Source organism: Flavobacterium sp. CSZ (genome assembly GCF_015350725.1).
Taxonomy (GTDB): domain Bacteria; phylum Bacteroidota; class Bacteroidia; order Flavobacteriales; family Flavobacteriaceae; genus Flavobacterium.
Genome location: NZ_JADKPQ010000026.1, coordinates 35,352 through 55,976 on the forward strand (window position 1 = coordinate 35,352; position 20,625 = coordinate 55,976).

At 31.8% G+C, this 20,625-nt stretch carries 21 protein-coding genes; 11 read left to right on the forward strand and 10 right to left on the reverse strand.

What is annotated here, in order from left to right:
- Positions 1 to 144 precede the first annotated feature (144 nt).
- The 7 genes from IRZ78_RS23160 (at position 145) to IRZ78_RS23190 (ending at position 8,095) form a co-directional block, all read left to right on the forward strand.
- Entirely contained in the window at positions 145 to 2,133 is a 1,989-nt protein-coding gene (locus IRZ78_RS23160) for a hypothetical protein (protein ID WP_194619409.1), read from the forward strand.
- An 11-nt stretch (positions 2,134 to 2,144) separates the two neighbouring features.
- On the forward strand, positions 2,145 to 3,521 hold the full coding sequence (locus IRZ78_RS23165; protein WP_194619411.1) for a hypothetical protein: 1,377 nt from the start codon (positions 2,145 to 2,147) through the stop codon (positions 3,519 to 3,521).
- A 26-nt stretch (positions 3,522 to 3,547) separates the two neighbouring features.
- On the forward strand, positions 3,548 to 4,639 hold the full coding sequence (locus IRZ78_RS23170) for a hypothetical protein (protein WP_194619412.1): 1,092 nt from the start codon (positions 3,548 to 3,550) through the stop codon (positions 4,637 to 4,639).
- 269 nt (positions 4,640 to 4,908) lie between these two features.
- Positions 4,909 to 6,291, forward strand: coding sequence for a hypothetical protein (locus IRZ78_RS23175; protein ID WP_194619414.1), 1,383 nt, complete (start codon positions 4,909 to 4,911; stop codon positions 6,289 to 6,291).
- A 5-nt stretch (positions 6,292 to 6,296) separates the two neighbouring features.
- Positions 6,297 to 6,530: a hypothetical protein gene (locus tag IRZ78_RS23180; protein ID WP_194619416.1), complete on the forward strand. Its 234-nt coding sequence runs from the start codon at positions 6,297 to 6,299 to the stop codon at positions 6,528 to 6,530.
- Complete coding sequence (locus IRZ78_RS23185) at positions 6,527 to 7,594, forward strand: hypothetical protein (RefSeq protein ID WP_194619418.1); 1,068 nt, start codon at positions 6,527 to 6,529, stop codon at positions 7,592 to 7,594. The genes IRZ78_RS23180 and IRZ78_RS23185 overlap by 4 nt, the downstream gene beginning before the upstream one ends.
- A 123-nt stretch (positions 7,595 to 7,717) precedes the next feature.
- Positions 7,718 to 8,095: a hypothetical protein gene (locus tag IRZ78_RS23190; protein ID WP_194619420.1), complete on the forward strand. Its 378-nt coding sequence runs from the start codon at positions 7,718 to 7,720 to the stop codon at positions 8,093 to 8,095.
- On the opposite strand, the gene IRZ78_RS23195 is transcribed toward IRZ78_RS23190, so the two are convergent.
- From IRZ78_RS23195 to IRZ78_RS23205, 3 genes are all read right to left on the reverse strand, one after another.
- Complete coding sequence (locus tag IRZ78_RS23195) at positions 8,062 to 8,634, reverse strand: hypothetical protein (RefSeq protein ID WP_194619422.1); 573 nt, start codon at positions 8,632 to 8,634, stop codon at positions 8,062 to 8,064. The two genes, IRZ78_RS23190 and IRZ78_RS23195, sit on opposite strands and share 34 nt — an antisense overlap.
- A 25-nt stretch (positions 8,635 to 8,659) precedes the next feature.
- Positions 8,660 to 8,869 (reverse strand): hypothetical protein, encoded by a 210-nt coding sequence (locus IRZ78_RS23200; protein WP_194619424.1) that lies wholly within the window; start codon positions 8,867 to 8,869, stop codon positions 8,660 to 8,662.
- A gap of 209 nt (positions 8,870 to 9,078) precedes the next feature.
- Positions 9,079 to 9,285 (reverse strand): hypothetical protein, encoded by a 207-nt coding sequence (locus tag IRZ78_RS23205; protein ID WP_194619426.1) that lies wholly within the window; start codon positions 9,283 to 9,285, stop codon positions 9,079 to 9,081.
- A gap of 1,242 nt (positions 9,286 to 10,527) precedes the next feature.
- Here IRZ78_RS23205 and IRZ78_RS23210 point away from each other — a divergent pair.
- From IRZ78_RS23210 to IRZ78_RS23225, 4 genes are all read left to right on the forward strand, one after another.
- Positions 10,528 to 11,097: a recombinase family protein gene (locus IRZ78_RS23210; RefSeq protein WP_347349847.1), complete on the forward strand. Its 570-nt coding sequence runs from the start codon at positions 10,528 to 10,530 to the stop codon at positions 11,095 to 11,097.
- Positions 11,098 to 11,314: 217 nt separating this feature from the next.
- A complete protein-coding gene (locus IRZ78_RS23215; RefSeq protein ID WP_194619427.1) occupies positions 11,315 to 12,082 on the forward strand; it encodes a Bro-N domain-containing protein in 768 nt (255 codons plus the stop codon).
- Between the two features lie 67 nt (positions 12,083 to 12,149).
- Complete coding sequence (gene tcmP / locus IRZ78_RS23220; RefSeq protein WP_194619429.1) at positions 12,150 to 13,271, forward strand: three-Cys-motif partner protein TcmP; 1,122 nt, start codon at positions 12,150 to 12,152, stop codon at positions 13,269 to 13,271.
- A gap of 1 nt (position 13,272) precedes the next feature.
- Entirely contained in the window at positions 13,273 to 13,998 is a 726-nt protein-coding gene (locus tag IRZ78_RS23225) for a phage Gp37/Gp68 family protein (protein ID WP_194619431.1), read from the forward strand.
- Between the two features lie 827 nt (positions 13,999 to 14,825).
- Here IRZ78_RS23225 and IRZ78_RS23230 read toward each other — a convergent pair.
- From IRZ78_RS23230 to IRZ78_RS23260, 7 genes are all read right to left on the reverse strand, one after another.
- Complete coding sequence (locus tag IRZ78_RS23230; RefSeq protein WP_194619433.1) at positions 14,826 to 15,803, reverse strand: nucleotide kinase domain-containing protein; 978 nt, start codon at positions 15,801 to 15,803, stop codon at positions 14,826 to 14,828.
- A gap of 61 nt (positions 15,804 to 15,864) precedes the next feature.
- Positions 15,865 to 16,443, reverse strand: a complete 579-nt coding sequence (locus IRZ78_RS23235) for a nucleotide pyrophosphohydrolase (RefSeq protein ID WP_194619435.1) — start codon at positions 16,441 to 16,443, stop codon at positions 15,865 to 15,867.
- Positions 16,427 to 17,293 (reverse strand): deoxycytidine triphosphate deaminase, encoded by an 867-nt coding sequence (locus tag IRZ78_RS23240; RefSeq protein ID WP_194619437.1) that lies wholly within the window; start codon positions 17,291 to 17,293, stop codon positions 16,427 to 16,429. Before IRZ78_RS23240 ends, IRZ78_RS23235 begins: the two co-directional genes overlap by 17 nt.
- 27 nt (positions 17,294 to 17,320) lie before the next feature.
- Complete coding sequence (locus IRZ78_RS23245) at positions 17,321 to 17,953, reverse strand: hypothetical protein (RefSeq protein ID WP_194619439.1); 633 nt, start codon at positions 17,951 to 17,953, stop codon at positions 17,321 to 17,323.
- A 10-nt stretch (positions 17,954 to 17,963) separates the two neighbouring features.
- On the reverse strand, positions 17,964 to 18,446 hold the full coding sequence (locus IRZ78_RS23250) for a TIR domain-containing protein (RefSeq protein WP_194619441.1): 483 nt from the start codon (positions 18,444 to 18,446) through the stop codon (positions 17,964 to 17,966).
- Between the two features lie 101 nt (positions 18,447 to 18,547).
- Positions 18,548 to 20,011, reverse strand: coding sequence for an SIR2 family protein (locus IRZ78_RS23255; protein ID WP_194619443.1), 1,464 nt, complete (start codon positions 20,009 to 20,011; stop codon positions 18,548 to 18,550).
- A 51-nt stretch (positions 20,012 to 20,062) separates the two neighbouring features.
- Positions 20,063 to 20,248, reverse strand: a complete 186-nt coding sequence (locus IRZ78_RS23260) for a hypothetical protein (RefSeq protein ID WP_194619445.1) — start codon at positions 20,246 to 20,248, stop codon at positions 20,063 to 20,065.
- Positions 20,249 to 20,625: the final 377 nt, after the last annotated feature.

Sequence of the window (20,625 nt, forward strand, 5' to 3'; positions counted from 1 at the left end):
TTGGCAAAGGCATAGCTTAAATATGATCCAAGCTATAATCTAGCTGTTACGAATAAACACTTCTTATCAAATTAACACGATTACATTTTAAAGAATATTGTCCATAATCAGTTACTATCATCTTTAAATTAAAAAACTTAAAAAATGACAGCACAATATCCACAACCTTTTTTCCGCAAACTAAAAGGGTATGCATTTGACCCATCATTTTCTTCAACGCTAAATAAAAGGCATGGCAACGAAGTAATTTACAAAGTTAAATGGGAAGAGTTATCTCCCGGGCCAATAGGAGAATATATTGAAATAATAGACTATGATCCTACAAAAAACTGTTACTACCTTCCCATAGATTTAAATGACGGTTTTGTTCTTGCTGATCATGGTATGGAACCTTCAGAAAGCGACCCAAGATTTCACCAGCAGCAAGTCTATGCAGTAGTAATGAGTGTAATAAAGCAGTTTGAGAGAGCTTTAGGCAGAAAAATTATCTGGTCCCGCCTGACTGAAAAGAAAAATAAAAACGATAATACTATTTATACTCATGAATTTATTCCGCAATTAAGGATTTATCCTCATGCCATGCGCCAACAGAATGCCTATTACTCCCCTGAAAAGAATGCGTTGCTTTTTGGCTATTTTCAGGCATCAAATAGCTGGCAGGGAAACAATGTTCCAGGTGGCGCTATTTTTACCTGTCTTTCTCCGGATATAATTTCCCACGAAACAACCCATGCAATCCTGCACAGTCTGCACCCTTACCTTACCCGTGATACGAATTATGATATGCTCGCTTTTCATGAAGGTTTTGCCGATATAATTGCTTTACTACAGAGATTCACATTCCGATCGGTTGTAGAAGAGCAGATCAAAAATTCCAGGGGTGATTTATTGTCTCCTGAAAATATGCTGGGTGATCTGGCAATCCAATTCGGCCAGGCGGTATCAGACAACAGACGTTCTCTGAGGAGCTTTCTTGTCGAAAAAGATAAAGATGGAAAATGGACACACATAAACCCCGACCCATCAAAAATACATACCGTAACCGAGCCCCACAAAAGAGGTGGAATATTGGTGGCCGCTGTTTTTGATGCATTTGCTAATCTTTACAGATACAAAACTGCAGACCTCATCAGACTGGCTTCCGATGGCACTGGAATCTTGGAACAGGGAGAAATTGACCCGGATCTTGTAAAGAGGCTTTCCTGTGAGGCATGTGAAATTGCCGATAATCTAATGATGGTATGCATAAGGGCATTAGACTATTGCCCGCCTGCAGACTTAAGTTTCGGTGATTATCTTAGGGCCCTTATAACTGCAGATATAGAGCATAATCCCGATGATGAAGAGGGGCTTCGTTTCGCAGTTATGGAATCCTTTCGCAAGTGGGGTATTATTCCTGATGAAGTAAATACTTTTTCTGTAGAATCTCTGAAATGGAAAGCACCTGACAGCTACTTTACAAATTCTGCAAAATCAGCAGATCTTTCCAAAACAATAAAATACATTTTTGATGCATCATTCGGGGGCAAAATGAACGATAATATCAATGATGTTCTGAAAAGTATAGAGCGAATTTTAAGGGAAAATAATCGCAGTATCATCTTTGAAGAAACCCAGAACCTAAGTGCAATTGTTCATAATATGTTTAATTACAAATTACAAAATATTGTCACTCCCGGCACTGAGACAATACTGGGTATGGACTTTAATACTATTACCTACAGACATACTGAAACAGACTCTGCGGGAAATGAAAAGACTATAACCTTAAAGGCTAGGGCGCGAAACAGTTTTCAGGTATACAAATGCCGGCCGATGATTATTTCTGATTCTAAATCTGGTAATGCCAGAAAAGTCATGGTCATCATGTTCCTTCAGAAAGTCTATGTCAATTTAAAGGGATCGCCTTATCAGGGTTTCTTTCCTGAAGACAAATATGCGTTCCGTGGAGGCTCTTCACTCATAATTGACATGGCTAATTATGAAGTCAAATACGCAGTCTGCAAAAGTGTGCGAGGCAGCAAAAGGCTTTTCAAACAGCTTGATTATGCTTTGGCAACCCTTAGCGATGCAGATAATGCGGCCCTTTTAATGCAGGGAAGCGAACCTTTCGCCTGTTTACATAACCATTAACTTTTTCGACTATGTCTGTAAGTGCAAATATCAGAATGTATAACCAGCTTGACCTGGGTGACTGCTTCTTATTAAAATTTAATTCAGGAAATGAGGAAGCATATATGCTTATCGACTTTGGATCTTACAAAGCCGGTAACGAAGAACGCGAGCAAAAAATTGCTAAAAATATTATGGAAACTATTGGTGACAAGAAGCTAACAATAGTTGTTACCCATCAGCATCGAGACCACTTAAGCGGATTCTCTACCGCAGGAGACATCCTTAAGGGAAAAGAACGCGAATTATGGCTGTCCTTTCTCGATTCCGATACAAGTAGTGAAGGTGCATTTATCAGATCGATGACTGAGAAATACTGGAATAAAAATAAGAAAACAAAAAAAATACTTACGGATAAATTTACCGGGGTGCCCGAAGTCGATGCCATGATAAAGGAAAAAGAAGGGTATGATCTCTTTGCTGAAGGCCAGACAGGAGGTAAATCTATTACAAAGCTGTTGGAAATCGTAAATAAAAAAGTAACCTTCCTTACTCCGGGAGAGTCTTTTTCTCTTCCGGGCATCAGCAGCGGCATTAAGGTCTACGTTTTAGGTCCGCCGATAAAAAATGAACAGCTTGAAAAATTAAATCCGACGAAAGATGAAGCAGTCCATGGTTTATCACTTTTAGAATTTGCGAACATGGATATTTCCGGTGATTTAATGCTTAATGCCATTGATGCCTATGGCCAGGATAACAGCGGCAGAGAATCTGATTTTCCCTTCAGCCGGCAGTTTCAACAGCAAGACCAAGAAAACAATCAGAAAAAAACTTATGAAGATCCAAAAAATTCATGGCGTACAATTAATTATGACTGGCTCTCCGAAATTGGCAGATTATCACTGCACATGGACAGGCTGACCAATAACACAAGCTTAGTATTAGCATTTGAATTTACCGAGAGTAAAAAAGTGCTCCTCTTTGTCGGTGATGCCCAGATTGGCAACTGGCAAAGCTGGTTTGATGTAAAGTTTGACAACGGCTTGACCGGAAAAGATCTCTTGTCCCGTACGGTATTTTATAAAGCCGGACATCATTCAAGCCATAACGCCACCTTACATCAAGGACTCGATCTCATGAGTGATAGAGAACTCACTATAATGATTCCAGTTAATGAGGAAGTCAGCACTAATTTTAATTTTGCCATGCTTCGTCCCGACATGCTTAAAGGATACCATAGAAAGGCAAAAGGAAAAGTATTGCGAAGTGATACGATCGAACAGGACGGAAAAGAATTTCAGCTTGATTTCCCATTTGCAACACGAGATGACATGAAAAATGAACTGGAGATATTCCCCCCAGATAAGAAACCGCATTTGTGGATAGAATTAAAAATTGATGAGAAATAAATTAAAGAATCTTAACTAAAAATATCATGAGCTCAACAACATCTGATTCTGAACTTTCTATAACCAATAACGAAAAAGCTCTGGCTGGTATTCTTATGGTTTTAGCAATAATAATCAGCATTTTAATCATCATTATGCATTGGCCGGATAAACTGCCTACAGCTGAAAATACCGCTTACTTTTATAATCCTTTCAGGATTACCCTAATCGAGACTCATACCCTAAATGCTGAACAGTTAGCTGCGGCAATTCAAGCACAGGACCGCCTGAAAGAAGACCAGAAAAAAGCCAATGCGCTTACTCAGGTTAAAACTAAAGCGGATAAAGCAGGAGACACTATAATTGCTTTAAAAGCTGTAAAAGAAAAAGATTCTATTGAAATCATTGTGGTAGCAGACAAAAAAGCATTTAATGATGCGGTTGTCAAAAAAGCAGACGATGAAAAAGCAAAAGCTGAGAAAGTCGATTGTCCCCAGAAGAGCGTCTTATCTGCCTGCAGAACAATACAATTCGGCGTGCTCATTCTCATATTGGTTGCCTCTTCTGGTTTTCTTGGCAATATGATCTACGTGGCTTCATCCTTCACCATTTTTGTTGGGGCGGAAAAATTCAAGAGAAGCTGGATAATGTGGTATGCAGTTAAACCTTTTACTGCCTCGGGTCTTTCCATATTGATCTATCTGGCATTAAACAGTACCACTATCAATACACCAATAAACCTAAATGGCATTCTTGCTACAGCTGCTTTAACAGGGCTGTTCACTAACATCGCCACATTAAAACTCAAGGAGATATTTACAGCTGCCTTCAAACCAAACGTTAATCTTCCTGACAAGCTTGATGGCGGCAAACAAAAGATTGACTTGGATAATATGCACCCAGAAAAGATCAACATCAATCATACGAATCATTTCCTGATACCTGGCCAAAACCTTGATCCTAAAAATATTGTTGTCAGTATCAACGGTATAAAAATTGCTCCGGCCAAGATAACCATAACCCCAACATTAATTAAATTCAATTACGAAGTGGATAACAATGCTTTAACCAAATTCAATCTTGTGATAACCGATGTTAAAGGAATAGAAATAGGCAAAAAAGAAATTGAAGTCTTGTAAGAAATAATTTTTCTATAAACCATTAATCTCTCTACTCCTCTGGTCATACCGGTTCAACTTATTTACAGGACAAAGTAAAGGTTTGCCTTAAAAACAAAAAAGTACAACTTTAGGCTTGTACCTAAAGTTGTACCCTTGAAATCAACAACAAACACAAGAATCATTACTAATTGAAAAACAGGTATTTATACTCGTCTCTATAAAAATTAACTTATTTAATTTTAAAGAGTTTTAGAAATGAAAGTAACAGGCAAAATATATATTGTAACATGGATTACTTAAAGGCATTTGATTCGAATAATTTTAAATCGACAATAACAGCTGTGCTAAAGAAGGGCACTTTAATAGTAATGCTGCTTATTAATTTACAATCTTATTCCCAGGATTGCAGTGTTGCCGGATTTGAAAAGCAAGTAGTGAAGAAACTTGTCAATAAGGAATTTGGAAACTTGATAAGTGGAAATTCTAAGACTAATATTGGTAATTATGCCTCACTGGACCTTAAAGATGCAGAGGTCAGTTTTAATGGAAATATAATTTTCAATAATGGATCTATTCTTGGGATAAAAGCAAAAGGTGCCCTTACCGACGGATTTTTACCTGTTTTTGAAAACAACGAGCTTAACACCAATTTTGGTGTTGACTTTCAATATAATTTCCTGGATCTGACTAATAAAATCAGATATAAAAGTGATCAATGTATAAAATACAATAAGGAAATAAGGAGAATAGACAACGAATATGAAATTAAACGCATCGAAATATACAATGAAGTTCAGCGTAACGCCCTAAGTATTGAAATGGAAAAGAACGCTAAAAAACTGGCATTATTAGAAAGTAAATTTGAAGCATCTAAAGGCCTGCAGAAAGATAGCTTATCAATTGAAATATTGAAATTAAAACAAGGATTGGTATACAAGCAAAATGAAATCAATAATCTTCCAGCAATAGAAACTCAACTGGGTGAATTGGAGACTTGGTCAAAAAATGAAAAATCTAAGGCATCAGAAGCGATAAACATAGAAGGATTCCATTTAGGTTGGTTTTCTGTCGGCTATTCCATTTCAAACAGCGAATTCAGATTGTATGATCAATCTCTGCCTTTAGAAAATCAGGTAACAAAAACAACCTATGATACACATAAAGTTAATGTACAATATTCATGGTACAAAAAAGTATCTCCGGCTTTCAGATCGTTCTTTTTGGCAGGAGGTCTTAGGTATGCGCTGGAAGATAATTTTGCCGTTCTGGATAAAGTAGAGATTTCCGAAAGTTCTGTCTCTGGGGCATCTCCAAAAACGAGAACAAAAACAGCAAAGTACAACGCTTATGAGGGCGAATATAAAAAAGATATTAATTCACTAGCTTTCTATGGTGATTTTTACTGGTTCCTGTTTGACGGCAACCAGGTCGCTCTGCATTTATACCCAGAACAAAAGTTAATTGAAAATCTTAAGCCCGCTACAAACTTTGGCTTTGGAATTTTGCTTGCATTTAAAGACAAGGAAAAAACTGAAAATACTGTAAATGCAGAATTATACATTAATTTTCTAGATATGGCAAATAATGTAGGATCTGAAAACAATTTAATTGAAAGGAGTAGCTATGGGATACGCTTGACATTCCCTATAAATTTTAAACTTAAAAATTAAAAACTATGGCAAAGTTAACCAATAAACTAAAAAACTTTTCTCAATCTCCAAGATGCTGCTATGTCTGCTATGAGCATAATAAACAAGGTGACTGGGGTACTGAAGAACTAGCAAAAGAACAAATGAAGAGACATTTAAAAAAAATGCCCCAGCCCCACGATGCTACGATTATATACGAACAAACGACAACTAAATCGTACCAATATGACGGCATTAACTTAATAGAGGTAAAAAAATGAAATGGAAATTCTTGTTGCTTATTCTTTTAAACGTATATATATCATATTCACAGGCCGTTATTTCCGGTAAAGTGCATATTAAAAATAAGACCGATTCTTCCGATTGCCCTGTACATTTCAAGAAGTATGAGATAGGAAAAAGATTTTATTTTCCTAAAATAACGGAAAAAGGCAGCGATTTCAAAATACTTATTAGCTATAAATTTATAAGTGCAGATGGTAAAACTCCTCCAAACGTATATTATGATACTTTGTCTGAAAAAACATTTAAGTTACATCAGATAAACGATCAGGTTACAACAAATAAAAGTAGACAGATTATCGATTCTCCATATTATCTTTTAAAAGCAGAAGAGGACGGCTTAATAATTAAATATTCATACAATTTTCAAAATTTAAGAAATCTCAAAGATGAAGATACTAAGATCAGTTTAATATTACCCGAAGCTATTTATCTGGATGAGGTTGATAATTTCAGGCAGAAGCATTTGAATAAAGAACTTTTCGCAAATTTCCCGTTAAAAGAAAAAAAATATCGAAAGATTACTGTTATAGATGTTACTCCAGGCACAAAAGACAAACCTATTCATATCACTTACTCTTATGATTACCAGAAAACCGAAACAAAATATGGTACTACTAGAACAAAAAACATTGTAGAAAAAGACAGTATAGATGTCTGTGATTGCGGAACCAATATCCTGCCAGCCTTAATTCCAAATTGTAAATTTTCAAACTATTTTTTAACGGAAGACCCGCAAACGAAAATTCAAAACAGTGATCTCGTTTGGGATGCAATAATGGAAGGAAAAGTTATTATTGGCATGAAAGAAGAACATGTAACTGCTGCACTTGGAAAACCTTTAAAAGTGGAAACCGAAAACAAAAAAACTGAACCTGTAAAAGCTCAACAAGCAAATTCTAAAACTACAAAAGCCGAAAAGACAGATGGACAGCCGGAAAATGTCTCCAAAGAAATAACAAAGGTCAAAACAATGACTTACAAAAATTATATTGTGGTTCTGGAAAATGAAACCGTTACATCAACAAAAAAAATCGAATAATCTCCTTATCCCTTGTGGATTAATAAAACGTAAAGGTAAGTATACCTTATTTGTATCAAATTTCTAACTTGAAAAAATAAGTCTATATAAGAGGCTTTTGCTAGATTTGCTAAAATCAAACCAATGAACAATCCGGAAATTTTCAAATGGCTTGCTATATTTTCTCCAATTATTAGCGCAATATTAGTAGGTGTGGTAACTCATAAGCTTTCAAACCGCTCAAAACGTATAGAGATTCTGTATCAAAACAAAATTCCGCCATTTTATGAGTTACAAAAGATACTTATTGATTATAGATTTGAATTAGAGATAAATATCTACAATAATCCATATCTTGAAAGAAGTTCCGATGCAAAAGGGTCAGTTGAAACTCTTAGTCTGTTAAATAATGCTCTTGTAAGTAACAGCATATATCTAAATAAAGAAAGCAAGAAAGCAGTAATGGATTTGGTTACCCAGATTAATTTCTATTGTAGTTTACAAAAGGAGGATTTTGAATAATATGTTTCTATTTTAGATATCAGCTTTTCCAGGACCTCACATGCAATCGTTTTATCCCGTTCTTCAGCATGATAAGACTTGCTTCGTACTGAGTCAAACGAAAGTTCGTCCTTTACCGGTGTTGAAAGAAATGGTATAATCTGCTTGAAAACAAAGCTCATCGAGGGCGATTCCAAAAGATGGGATTCGTCGCATGCCCGCAATATAAGCCCAATCTGATCAATGGATAGATTAACCTTGATCTTATCCTGCACCAGATAGGGAGTTCTATTAATTTTCTTTATTTCACGGACATTGTCCTTAAGGTGCATTGTCTTCTCAAGATACAAAATTTCCTGATGAAACCAGTTATCGAGTATCGCCTTAAGATTTTCGTGTTCGGGATAGAGAATAAAACTCTGATTGGACTGCATCTGGCTAAACTCTTTGTAATGAAAATGCAGGCTGTCAATCCGCTCAGCCTTTGTTTCCAACATATTTATTTTTTCAGCGATACTTTTGGTGAAATAATTAATATAGTCACGGCTGTTATAGTTCATATAAACGAGCAATTGATGAAGGCTGTTATATTAAAGTAGTTCTCATTTCTTCACCACCGTGCATTTCAAGTTTCTGAACCAACTCTTTGCGATAAAGCAGCTCTCTGAGGGTTATGCTGTCAATCTTTTTGGAGTGTACAAAACGGTAAAGGTTATCAAGCACAATTGACGTAAAAGCCGGATCAGCAACATCTGCTATTAACTTTTTCTGGATTCGCTTTAATTTAAATTTCATCTCATTTCGCGAAACACTAAGGTACGTCGGAGGCACCCTTTCTTCAAGGATGAGATAGTTTAAATAACGGGGCTCAATAAAAAAAAGCAGCTCATCAAGGCATGAGATCAGGGTTGCCGTAATATTGCCATACTCCTCCTTGCTAAATGATAGATCTTAATATAATGATCAAGGGTATCGAGAAGAATAACAAGTGCTGAGTGGTATTTTTAGACAAGCAGTCTGATCTGGTTTTCTTTATGCAGTGCAAATACCTGATTTTTAAGCTCGGACTGATTATGCACCACTTCAATTACTGCCTTTTCCAAGTGATTCTGAATATCCTCTTTACCAAGATCCCTTAAATGCATTTTGGAAGGGTTAAGGGTAATCGAAATCAGGGAGTCCAGCCATTCTAAGGGATAATTCTGAATCATTTTTTTTTATTTAAGTTCGTGCGGTACACACTGGGAGAAAGTCCCGTATGCTTCTTGAAGAATGTCTAAAAATTCTAATCATAAGAGGGTGCTCCCCTCTCTCGACAGAACCCCCTCCCCTCTCCTAGCTGGATATACTAATTCTGAGTATTTTGCATACAAAAACAATTTAAGTAGACCACAATATGGGAAATATGAAGCTGGTGCAATATTCAACTTAACACCCTCATTCGAATTTTAAAATTGATGAATATTACATTAGAAGAATTATTTAAAAGATTTGATAAATATTAAAGATATCAACTCTATATGTTATACTTTAGTAACTCCAAAAGTATCTACTCTTGACAAGATATATATCTAATATTTAAATCAATATTCTATCATATATTTGATATAGCAAAATTGCTATATCAAATATGATATATTAATTTTGGTTTATAACAAAATTATTACGTACTTTTGTAATAGATAAACCACCATCTCCTACAACAGGGTCAAGTGGTTTATCAGTTTCATTACTTCTTTCTCTGTTTATATGCTCTTAGGAGTTTCCTTATTTCTTTTAAGGTTTTCCTAAACTGCTTTAAAGGTTTAGAAGTTTTACAAATTGATTCAGATATTTTACTACTGAATCTCGAACTTGCACTAAGTACTGTAACTAACAATAAATAATGCTCTTGAATGTCTGCTAACATCATAAGTATTATAATTTAAAGGTTAAATGTGACCTTCAAAAAACGAAGCCTAGGAACTTCGTTTTTTTGTGTCTTGTATTCTACAAATTTAAAAATTTAAAACTTAAATAAAGAATTGCTTAATTATTAGTTAATCACTACAATACACATATTAATAGCGTTTTCTTAGATTCACTACAAATATAGAAAAAAATATCAACTATTTAGAATCGTTCTAAATAACTTTGTTGATTTTATTTTCAAAACTTGTTACTACAAAAATAATCAACCTTTTAATATATATCAAATCTTTAAAAGTGGTTGTCAAACCCTACCACACTTTCCTTATTTAACCTATATTATTTCTATCAATTCCGCAACAATTTTATATGGTGTAATAAAATTACCTAATACCTTATCGTTAATACCATTTCAATTAAAATCTAAACAGTTTTACTGGTTTTTAAATGTATCAAAAATAACAACTCTAAAATTAATACAATAAAATTAAATTCATTACCTTTGGTTTTAACAAAAGCAAAGAAACATTAAAACTGCGAAATATATTAGAGTTAGTACAACAGAACAAAATATTGACAGACAATCAAATGTTGAGCATAAACAATATATTGATAAGTGTAGTGGTTCTATTCCGTTCAACGAACGACCGAGTGCAATCACATTATTGAACGATATATCAAGCAAAAAGATTGATACATTAGTAGTACATTCAATCGATAGATTAGGTAGAAATGCCTTCGACATTCAAACAACCTTAAATATTTTAAGCAATCTTAATATTAATGTACATGTTGAAAACATTGGTTTATACTCCATGATTGACAACAAACCCAATTCTATCTTCAAAATGATAACTGATGTTCTCAGTAACGTTGCAGAAATGGAAAGGGCATCTTTACTAGAAAGACAAAAAGAAGGTATCTTAATTGCAAAAGCTAAAGGAACTTATAAAGGTAGACAGTTAAATACTAATGAAACACCTCAACAATTCTTGTCAAAATACAACCAATCACATTTAGAATTGATAAAGGATAAAAAATATTCAATTAGAAAACTTGCGTCAATTACCAACTTATCAAATAATACCATTGTTAAAATTAGAAAAATATTATAATTAGAAAAAATATAAAATTATTAACAAATTAAAATCCTTTTGATAATTTATTAAGTTTTTTTTTTAATAATTTAGCAATGCTACAAAGTCATGTATTGCATTAAGCCACCAAACTTTGGCATACAATCCATTTATGGTATATATAGATATAGGTATTTATACTTCCGTTTAGAAGACCGAATTAACCACCGCTATTAATTTTAAAGAAAATAATTTTATGCAATTATCAGTATTCAAATTCCAGTCTGAAGAAGAACAACAATTTAATGAAATTATGACCGTAGATATTGACGGGAAAATTTGGTTTGTAGCTTCCGATGTATGTAATACTTTGGGATTAACAAATCCTACAGAAGCTTTAAAATCTCTTGACGATGACGAAAAGCTGACCTCAGAATTACTTAGGGCAGGTCAAATGAGAAAGGTTAACCTCATAAATGAAAGCGGTCTATACACTTTAATATTTAAAAGTAGAAAACCTTCCGCTTTGCAATTCAGAAAATGGGTGACCAAGGAAGTTATACCTTCAATTAGACAAAAAGGCTTTTATGGAAAAATAGACAGGACACAACTCCCAAACTTCTATTTGCGATACAAAGAAAATGTCCACAGAATTGACAGGAATTTTTTCTCTGTAATAAGCGAGTTATTTGTGACCTTAAATGCTGAACTTGATAAGGTTGGTTATGAAATACCCGATAAGGGGATAAAAGGACAAGGTATGTATCCTGATATTTCAGTTGGTAAAATTTTTTCCAACTATTTAAAGAAAACGAATTCACCATTTGAAGGGTCGCATAAATACTACAATCATTCATTTCCTGATGACAGAGCTGATGTTGAAGCTAGAATGTACCCTATAGAAGTACTACCAACTTTCAGAAAATTTATTTTTGAAAAATGGATACCTGAAAATGCACATAATTATTTCAAAGAACGTGACCCTTTAGCTTTAGACTACTTACCAAAACTACTTGGAAAATAAAACCGAGAGAATAATACTATAGTTCCAGAACGGAAAAAGATAAAGTACAATCAAACAGAAATTTTATATGAGTGCAAAAAACATACATTCTGAACCATTTGATAGTGGGACAATAACGAAACTTGAAATATTTGAAGATTATGCCCAAGCTTGGATTCCAACTTTTGTAATGCAACCTCATTTTGGTGAGATACATATTTTTGACTTTTTTTCTGGACCTGGTTACGATTCAAATAAAATCGCTGGAAGCCCAATTCGTACTTTAGAAAAAATAAATGAACAATTAGGTAATATATTAAGTACTAAAACCAAAATTGTTTTACACTTCAATGAATTTGAACCAAACAGGAAATCACAAAAAAAATTTGAATTACTCAAAAAAAATTGTGAAGACTATATTCTACAAAATCCTAAATTCAAATATTTTCTCTCTATAAACTATTATAATGAGGATGCGGAAGAATTGTTTTTTAAATTAATCCCCATAATTAAAGAATACCCGTCATTGGTGTATCTAGACCAGAATGGTGTGAAGTTTATTTCTCAGGAATATGTTGACGAGCTTGAAAAATTAAACACAACTGATTTTATCTATTTTGTCTCATCTTCTTTCTTCAGAAGATATGGAATGACAGAAGAATTTAAAAAAGCTTTGGAGATTGATATTAAAGAATTGGAAAGTGAAGAATATCGCAATATGCATCGCTTAGTTTTCAATAAAATCAATTCAAGGCTTCCAGAAAATTCAGAATTAAAATTATTCCCGTTTTCAATAAAAAAAACGAGAAATATATATGGAATAATTTTTGGGTCAAAGAATTATGCAGCAGTCGATAAATTTTTAAAAATAGCTTGGAAAAGAAATAGCCTAAACGGAGAAGCTGATTTTGATATTGACGAAGATGAGAATAAAATTCAACTGGATATGTTTGAAGGACAAAAAATGACGAAAGTTGAAAAATTTAAACATGAATTAGAGTTAAAACTTTTAGAAAGAAAAACAGTTACAAATAAAAATATTCTAATGTACACATATTCAAATGGACATATACCACAGCATGCAGTCGACTTATTGAAACAATTAAAAAATCAAGGCAAGCTTGAATACACAGGAAAATCTCCCTGTTTAAATTATGAAAATGTGTTCAGAAAGAAAAACATTGTGAACTACAAAATAATAAAAAAATAAAATGGCTCAATCAAGTATAGAATGGACAGAAATGACTTGGAATCCCACAACTGGTTGCACAAAAGTTTCCCAAGGTTGTAAGTTTTGTTATGCAGAAGTTATGTCTAAAAGACTTCAAGCAATGGGAATTGAGAAATACAAGGATAATTTTCAAGTGAGAACTCATGAAGATGCTTTAAATACTCCGTATACTTGGAAAAAATCTAAGGTTGTTTTTGTAAACTCCATGAGTGATTTATTCCACGAACAAATACCTTTAGAATTTATCAAAAAGGTATTTAAGGTTATGAATGATAATCCACAGCACGTTTTCCAAGTATTGACTAAAAGAGCGGAAAGACTTTTAGAATTGCACAAAGAATTAAAATGGACGCATAATATTTGGATGGGTGTTTCAGTTGAAGAACAAAAAGTAGAAAATAGAATTGACTTTTTAAGAAAAACCAATGCAAAAGTAAAATTTCTTTCTCTTGAGCCATTAATTGGAGCGATTCCTAATCTAAATTTAGAAAATATAGATTGGGTAATTGTTGGGGGCGAGAGCGGACACAACCCCCGACCAATGGATGCTGATTGGGTTATTGACATCCAAGAGCAATGTAAGGAATTAGATGTTGCATTTTTCTTCAAGCAATGGGGAGGAAAAAACAAAAAGAAAAACGGAAGAGAATTAAATGGACGAACCTATGACGAAATGCCAGAAAGTGAATTACAACATAGCGTCTAAAAATATGTATAAACTTTCACTAAGTCACAAAGAAGAAATCAAATCTATAATTGAGTTTAAATTACTTATATTTGCGGAAAAATTACCTTTGAAAGGTACCCTCAGTAGCCTGAAAATATATTTTTGTAATCCATTGGATTCGTTGGCCTGAAGCGATTTAGAGAAGAACCTACTTCTCCGCCAGATGAAATTTCGAAAGAAATTTTCCAGGAACAAAAACCTTTAGATCTCACTATTTAAAGTTTTTTTTGCTTTTACGATAAACTGTACCTATCGGTGTACCTGTTCTGAAAAATGATGGATAATTCCTGTATTTAGCGAGATTGCGACAAAGACTGCGGGGCCTCTTCCTCCGCTGTGAGCTTAAAATGAGACTTTCAAAGTCTGCAAAAAGGCCAGAACTCAAGGAAAACTCTGTAAATCTTAAGATTAGTAGGGTTTTTAATTTTCTGCAGGTTTTCAATATTTTAAAAAACGAACAGAATTTTGGTGGCACTTCCGTGGCGCAATGAAAAAAAAATACTAATGCGCCACAAAAACTACTTTTAGTTCCCATAAACAAAAGTGATTAAGCACGTTTATATCTTGTTTAAATCACGTTATAATTCTACATTTACTAATCTAAAAAATTGAATTATGCAAAAAACAGATGGAACTTGAATTTTTTTTAATACATCGAAATTTGGTACAATAAAAAAAGAAGGCATTCAGCTTTTAACTATAAAACAATTGGAGAATTTAATAAATTAATTATAAAAATATAACTTAACTTTTTCTCCAGATTTTGTTTGCATATTCTAATTGAAGGAAATAATACTAGAGGAGTACTAAATTAAATGATTAATATTCCATTTAGGAGGATAGAATAACTTTATTTCGGTATTATTAGGCCTATAGATCTGTTTAATTCTTTTTCGATCAGAAATTCCAGAAATGTCAGGGTGTGCTACTCGTGAATACTTGTCTGTTTCACAAAACAAATTCTGACAATCAATTAATTGTAAATTTCTCCCCCATAAAGTTTTGAAATCTAATTCTAGTCTATTAAATTCAATTTCTTGAAGATCTGTGACATATTTAATTATGTCAGTCTCATTATAATCTCCAAAATCAGTAAAACACTTTTTTATACCGTCTTTTGCTCCGGGGCCCGGTACTACGAAATCCATTTCACTAAAATTGACTAATTGACTGTAATTAATATCAATTGCAAATTGATAAGCTAAAAAAGAACCGATTGTTGGTAATTCAAGTAATGATTTATACAATTGTTCTAATGAAGTACACACCCTAATTTTATCAATTAAATTTTCTTTTATCAATTTTTCTTCTAACAATTTCAAATGGTTTTCATGCTTTCTATTATAACCAAAAATACTTTTTCCAGATGCCATAATATAAGCTCCAGAGTAAATTGATTCATTTGAATTCATAGCTTCTTGAAGAATTTCATTAAACTTTACAAAATCAAAATTAGATATTTGTAAAGTGCCAAATTCAGTTTCTAATAACTCCCAAGTTTCTATTTTATTGAAAATTTTAAACAATAATATTCTAAACAAAATATCTTCTCCATTGAATTCATTATTAGAATAAATGACATTTTTAATTAAATATTGACTAACACGATCCGAAGCTCTATATGCATTTGTAAACTTATGCTTTTTTAATATTGAATCTGTCGTTAATGTTTTTTCATTTAAAATTTTATTGAAAAAAATTTTTTGCCTTTCAAATGCAAATTTCCAATATGTATCTAAAACGATACTTTTTTTAGGTATTGTCTTTCTTATTAATAATTCCATTTATTCTCTAAATAAAAAAAGCTGGAAAATCCAGCTTTTTATTTTTATAAAAGTACTTAATTTAAGTTGATAAAAGATTATTATAAGTTATAGACCTATTTCGTGAATTAAACTGTACAATACCTCCTTTATTTTCCTTAAGTAATCTAAAAACTTCATAACTTTTCAATATAGCATCTTGCCATTCTTCTTTTGACTTGTTTTTAACTTCAAATGACAAAGTCATATTTTTAATCGTATTTAAAAGATAATTATCTATAACACTTATATCTCTATAAAAATTATTTTGTTTTGCATTACTAAAAATCATTAAAGAAATTGACTCTTCAGTTATTGTAGCGCGAGCTCCATCTTCAACCCTATCTATCAAAGCATTACTCTTTCTCTTTTTCTTTAACATAGCCCTTACACAAGGCGACCAATTTAATAAAGTAGCAAATGAATAGTGAAAAATATCATGGTATCTATAACCATCATTTTCATAAGAATTATCATCAATAACATCACCAACTTGTGAATTATTTAAGGTTACCTTTACTTGGGGATATAGTCCATTATTAACCTCCTCAAATTTCACACTAAAACTTTGAGGAAGTAGTTCGTTATTGAAAAAACTAATATTTTTACTGTGATTTATCAATTTTTTGTTTTAGCTTAATATTAACTAAACTATCTATTCTATGCAAATATAGTGAATCACTTGAATAAGTAGTACCTTTTTTTATAATATCGTTTACTAATTGTTCTTTTATTGCATGATTGTAACCATTCTGATACTCAGATTGTCTACTCCAATAAGCAACATTAAACGTAGTTGCTAACCCTAAAATAAACGAGAATATCCAAAATGTTTTTTCATTTTTTAGTTCTTTAGATTTAGAAACTGCTTCTATTAGAATTTTATTTTCATTAATTTTTTGGAGCAAAGTATTTGGAGATGCTATTTCTCCTCTTTTTAAAGCATCAATATAGTCTAAAGGTATTGATTTTTGGCCTTGATGATGATTGTTTGTCGTATTATAAAGCTGATTGCCTTGTGCTTTATCTTCTAAATTAGCAAACCATATCAAAAAATAAGGTTTTTTAGTTTCTAATGTTATTGTTGAAGGCCCAGCATTATAAACTGAGAATAATAACTTTCCTTTAAATCCCGGATCGACATGAAATCCAGAAACATTGACTAAGCCTTTCAATTTTTGTTTTGCTTTAATTGAAATAAATGCTAACTTATCGTCAGGTATATTCACGTATTCATCAGTCATTAATAATGTAAACTGACCAGGATTTATCTCAATATTTTTATTTTTGTCATCTAAAATCTCAACTCTCCTGTCTTTATTATCTGTTCGATATGCTTCACTTCCTAATGACAAAGCATATGCTGCCTGCTCAATCTTCGTACTATCATATATATTTATTCCATTATCATCTATTATAATATTATTTCGTAGCAAAAGAGATTTTAAATTTGATGGGCCTAAAAATGACATATATAAAAAAATTTAAACTTAAATACATTAAAACAAATTTAACTGACTATGTTCTATCCAATTTATAGGGTCTCCTTGTATACCTAAATCAAAATTTAACGCTAACCATTGCATTAATTTATCTTGTTCATGAGATTTAATTATTTTTTCTCCTATCCCAGAATGACAAACTCTAAATAAATCTTCTGGCAAAATCGGCGCATTATCTCCAAAATAATAAAAGTTTTCACTAATTAAAACATTTTTGCCACTAGTATCTTTTTTTAAATGTTCTTCGTTTGTTGCGCCATCAATCAATGAATGTGCTGAATCTTCTTGTATCCAATTACCTTTACTATCTTTATGATAAATATTATCTCCATATATTGTTACAAGTGATCCATTTAAAATTGGTTTTTTATAACCAAATCTAGTATCTAACCAATAATTTTCATAAGTTAATATCTCTTGTACTTTCATTGCATAAATTAAGTGACGAACAAATTCCTTGCCTGAAATATTTTCTAAGGCTCTAGAGCCCGTACCAATAATCCAGTCTCCTATTTCAAGATTACCACTACTACGTATTTTGGGTTTGCAAACCCCTAATGTACAATATTGCCCAAATGGGTTTGGAGCAAGTCCATAATCATGCTCCACTAAGTAAGAATATGTTTTCATGAAATTATATTTAACATTTAATTCGTATTGAATCATGTAATTTATTTGATTTGGATCCATCAGGATTTTCGAATGGAATATTTTCCCCAGAAATAATCCCACCCAACTTTTCAATTGAGTTCCATCCTAGAGTAGAGCTTCCATATTTTTTAAATGCTTCAGGTAATTCTACATTATTTTTATTACCATGACTGTAGATCCCAATTATTTTCTTTCCTTCTAGATAAGCTTTTCTGATTTCATAATTAACCCATTTCCTAGTATGAGTATCTGGCCCTAAAAGGCAAATAAAAGTACTTGCAGCCTTAATTCTTATATTAAGCAATCTTTTAATTACTGCATCCGATGGTCTTCGACCATCTTTATGTTTTGTACTATCAACAGAAAAATTTCTTACATCATAACCTTCTCTAATTAGTCTTTTTTTCAAAGACTGCACATGGGAATCATCTTTTTCATAATGACTAATGAAAATATTTTTTTGCTTGCTCATATTGCAGTAATTATAATAGTTTAATTTTCTGAAACAGAATTTAATATTTAGGATAACATTTTAGTAAAAAGAACTAATTAAATTTGATTTTTTTTCATCAACTAATTTTTCTGTAAAATATTAATTGCTTTAATAATATTTGTAATAATTTCATCTTTTGTAATTCCATCGCTCCCTAATGTCTTAATTGCCTCATGTAAATCTTTATTTTCTGGGTAATAAGAATTTAAATTACTGATAACTTTCTCCCATAATTTTTTTGAGACATTTCCTGTTATTCCAACAGGAATTGGTACAACATTATTTTTCATACAAATATCAAACTCTTCAAGCATTCCATCAGATTCTACAACGTTACCATCGCTTAAAATTTTATTACCAAAAATAAAGATTGCTATTCCTGAATTTTGAATAATATCCTTTCTGTATTCTGCTTTAACTTCAGAAATACTTTTAGAACCAGATTGAATTTGTGGAAATGGCTTTAAAATAAGCACATCATCTAAATTTCTGTAACTTGAATTCAGTTTATAATCTAATGCTCCGTCAATAATTAAACTACCAATTCCTAAACCATACCCAGAAACGATTTTATAATCTTTTTCAGCCAACTTATAGCTTAATGCATGAATAAAGTTTTTTGCCTCATCTTCACTAAAAGGACTATAAGAATAAGCAGCTCCTGAAATAAAAATATTCTTTCTTTTTATCCTTTTTTCTATTTCCAAAAGAATATTAGTAATATCGCTATATTCCCTTACCATTACAGCATTAATTCCATACCTTTTTAAATCAGTAATTTTCAAACTTTGCTTTATTTGATCATATAAAAAATCTTTTTGATTTTCTTCTGTAGACTTGCTATCATCATTATAGTTAGATTCTGAAATTTCCTTAAAAAAACAAAAATGATTTGGTGTATGTTCTTGTAATAAAATTTTTATCCTACTCAAAATAAAATCAATATTAGGATCGTCAAAACTAAATCCTATAAAAAGAAATTTCCTTGATAATAAATCACCTCTAAGGGCAGTCGAAAATAATTCTCGATTATTATTGTAATTGTCATAATCATCCTTTGTTAAAACTGCTTCATGGGGAGAATCCTTATCTCCATGCATTTTATAGACTACAACATTTTTCTTTTTAATGTATCTTGCAAAGTGTTCTTTAATAATTTTAACATCAACAATTTTGCCATCATCTTCAAGTGTTTTTTCAATTAATTTATCATAATTCGTTGTCCAAAACGTGTCAATGCCAAGCTTTGATAGTAGTTGATGATTTATATTACCATTTTTTAAAGTGGTAAATTCATTAATGATTTTATCATTAATTTTTGCTCTATTAAATTTATTACAATAGTACTGTGCTATACTTATTAAGTCACTTTCTCTATCAACACTGAGACCAATCTCATCAGCTAAGTCTCTCAATAGTTCTTTCCAATTTACAAAACCAGAAGCTGCAGATAGTCCCGCTCCAGCAAATATTGCAGCATCTCCATTATTTATTTCTACAATAAATTCAGCAATGAATTTTTTTTGCTCTAGTGTAAATTCCATGATTTTTAGTTTTTAATTCAGCATTGTTGTTATCATCAAGCTCTTAAATATTTATTTTATTCTTGATGTATTTTTTTTTTCATAAAGCACATCTAATGGATGTTTTTCATTTTCTACTGCTTTTAAAATTTCGTAATTATTTTTCCATTCAATTAAATCTCTTCCTTCCAAGTTTATCAAATCCTCTAAATTTAATTTAAATTTATAATCTTCATTAAGTTTTTTTTTCAGAAGCAAAATATTCTGTTTTTTTTCGATTTAAGTTTTCATTTATTTTTATAATACTTGACATAAATAATTCATTATATATCCATGGTGATTCTGTGTGTTTAATTGTATTATGAACTGATACAGAGTTTGACTTCTCTAAAAACATTAAACATTCTGTTTTATCGATCATTTCAGCCAAAGAATTTGACAACATCATATGAACATGACTTGTTGTATAATTCCTTTTATCATAATTATACATTTTACTGATTTTTTGATAACAAATATCATCGTCAAGCTTCTTTAGCAACTTATTGGATAACCTTAAATAATGAAATATTAAAAAAATCGTAGAGAATCATAATTAATCTCTCTTCCTAAAAATTACTATGCCACAATAAAAT

Excerpts from the sequence above, each read along its gene's own strand:
- IRZ78_RS23160 (WP_194619409.1), top strand. The coding sequence starts at position 145 with ATGACAGCACAATATCCACAACCTTTTTTCCGCAAACTAAAAGGGTAT.
- IRZ78_RS23165 (WP_194619411.1), top strand. The coding sequence starts at position 2,145 with ATGTCTGTAAGTGCAAATATCAGAATGTATAACCAGCTTGACCTGGGT.
- IRZ78_RS23170 (WP_194619412.1), top strand. The coding sequence starts at position 3,548 with ATGAGCTCAACAACATCTGATTCTGAACTTTCTATAACCAATAACGAA.
- IRZ78_RS23175 (WP_194619414.1), top strand. The coding sequence starts at position 4,909 with ATGGATTACTTAAAGGCATTTGATTCGAATAATTTTAAATCGACAATA.
- IRZ78_RS23180 (WP_194619416.1), top strand. The coding sequence starts at position 6,297 with ATGGCAAAGTTAACCAATAAACTAAAAAACTTTTCTCAATCTCCAAGA.
- IRZ78_RS23185 (WP_194619418.1), top strand. The coding sequence starts at position 6,527 with ATGAAATGGAAATTCTTGTTGCTTATTCTTTTAAACGTATATATATCA.
- IRZ78_RS23190 (WP_194619420.1), top strand. The coding sequence starts at position 7,718 with ATGAACAATCCGGAAATTTTCAAATGGCTTGCTATATTTTCTCCAATT.
- IRZ78_RS23195 (WP_194619422.1), bottom strand. The coding sequence starts at position 8,634 with ATGAACTATAACAGCCGTGACTATATTAATTATTTCACCAAAAGTATC.
- IRZ78_RS23200 (WP_194619424.1), bottom strand. The coding sequence starts at position 8,869 with ATGAAATTTAAATTAAAGCGAATCCAGAAAAAGTTAATAGCAGATGTT.
- IRZ78_RS23205 (WP_194619426.1), bottom strand. The coding sequence starts at position 9,285 with ATGATTCAGAATTATCCCTTAGAATGGCTGGACTCCCTGATTTCGATT.
- IRZ78_RS23215 (WP_194619427.1), top strand. The coding sequence starts at position 11,315 with ATGCAATTATCAGTATTCAAATTCCAGTCTGAAGAAGAACAACAATTT.
- tcmP (WP_194619429.1), top strand. The coding sequence starts at position 12,150 with ATGAGTGCAAAAAACATACATTCTGAACCATTTGATAGTGGGACAATA.
- IRZ78_RS23225 (WP_194619431.1), top strand. The coding sequence starts at position 13,273 with ATGGCTCAATCAAGTATAGAATGGACAGAAATGACTTGGAATCCCACA.
- IRZ78_RS23230 (WP_194619433.1), bottom strand. The coding sequence starts at position 15,803 with ATGGAATTATTAATAAGAAAGACAATACCTAAAAAAAGTATCGTTTTA.
- IRZ78_RS23240 (WP_194619437.1), bottom strand. The coding sequence starts at position 17,293 with ATGTCATTTTTAGGCCCATCAAATTTAAAATCTCTTTTGCTACGAAAT.
- IRZ78_RS23245 (WP_194619439.1), bottom strand. The coding sequence starts at position 17,953 with ATGAAAACATATTCTTACTTAGTGGAGCATGATTATGGACTTGCTCCA.
- IRZ78_RS23250 (WP_194619441.1), bottom strand. The coding sequence starts at position 18,446 with ATGAGCAAGCAAAAAAATATTTTCATTAGTCATTATGAAAAAGATGAT.
- IRZ78_RS23255 (WP_194619443.1), bottom strand. The coding sequence starts at position 20,011 with ATGGAATTTACACTAGAGCAAAAAAAATTCATTGCTGAATTTATTGTA.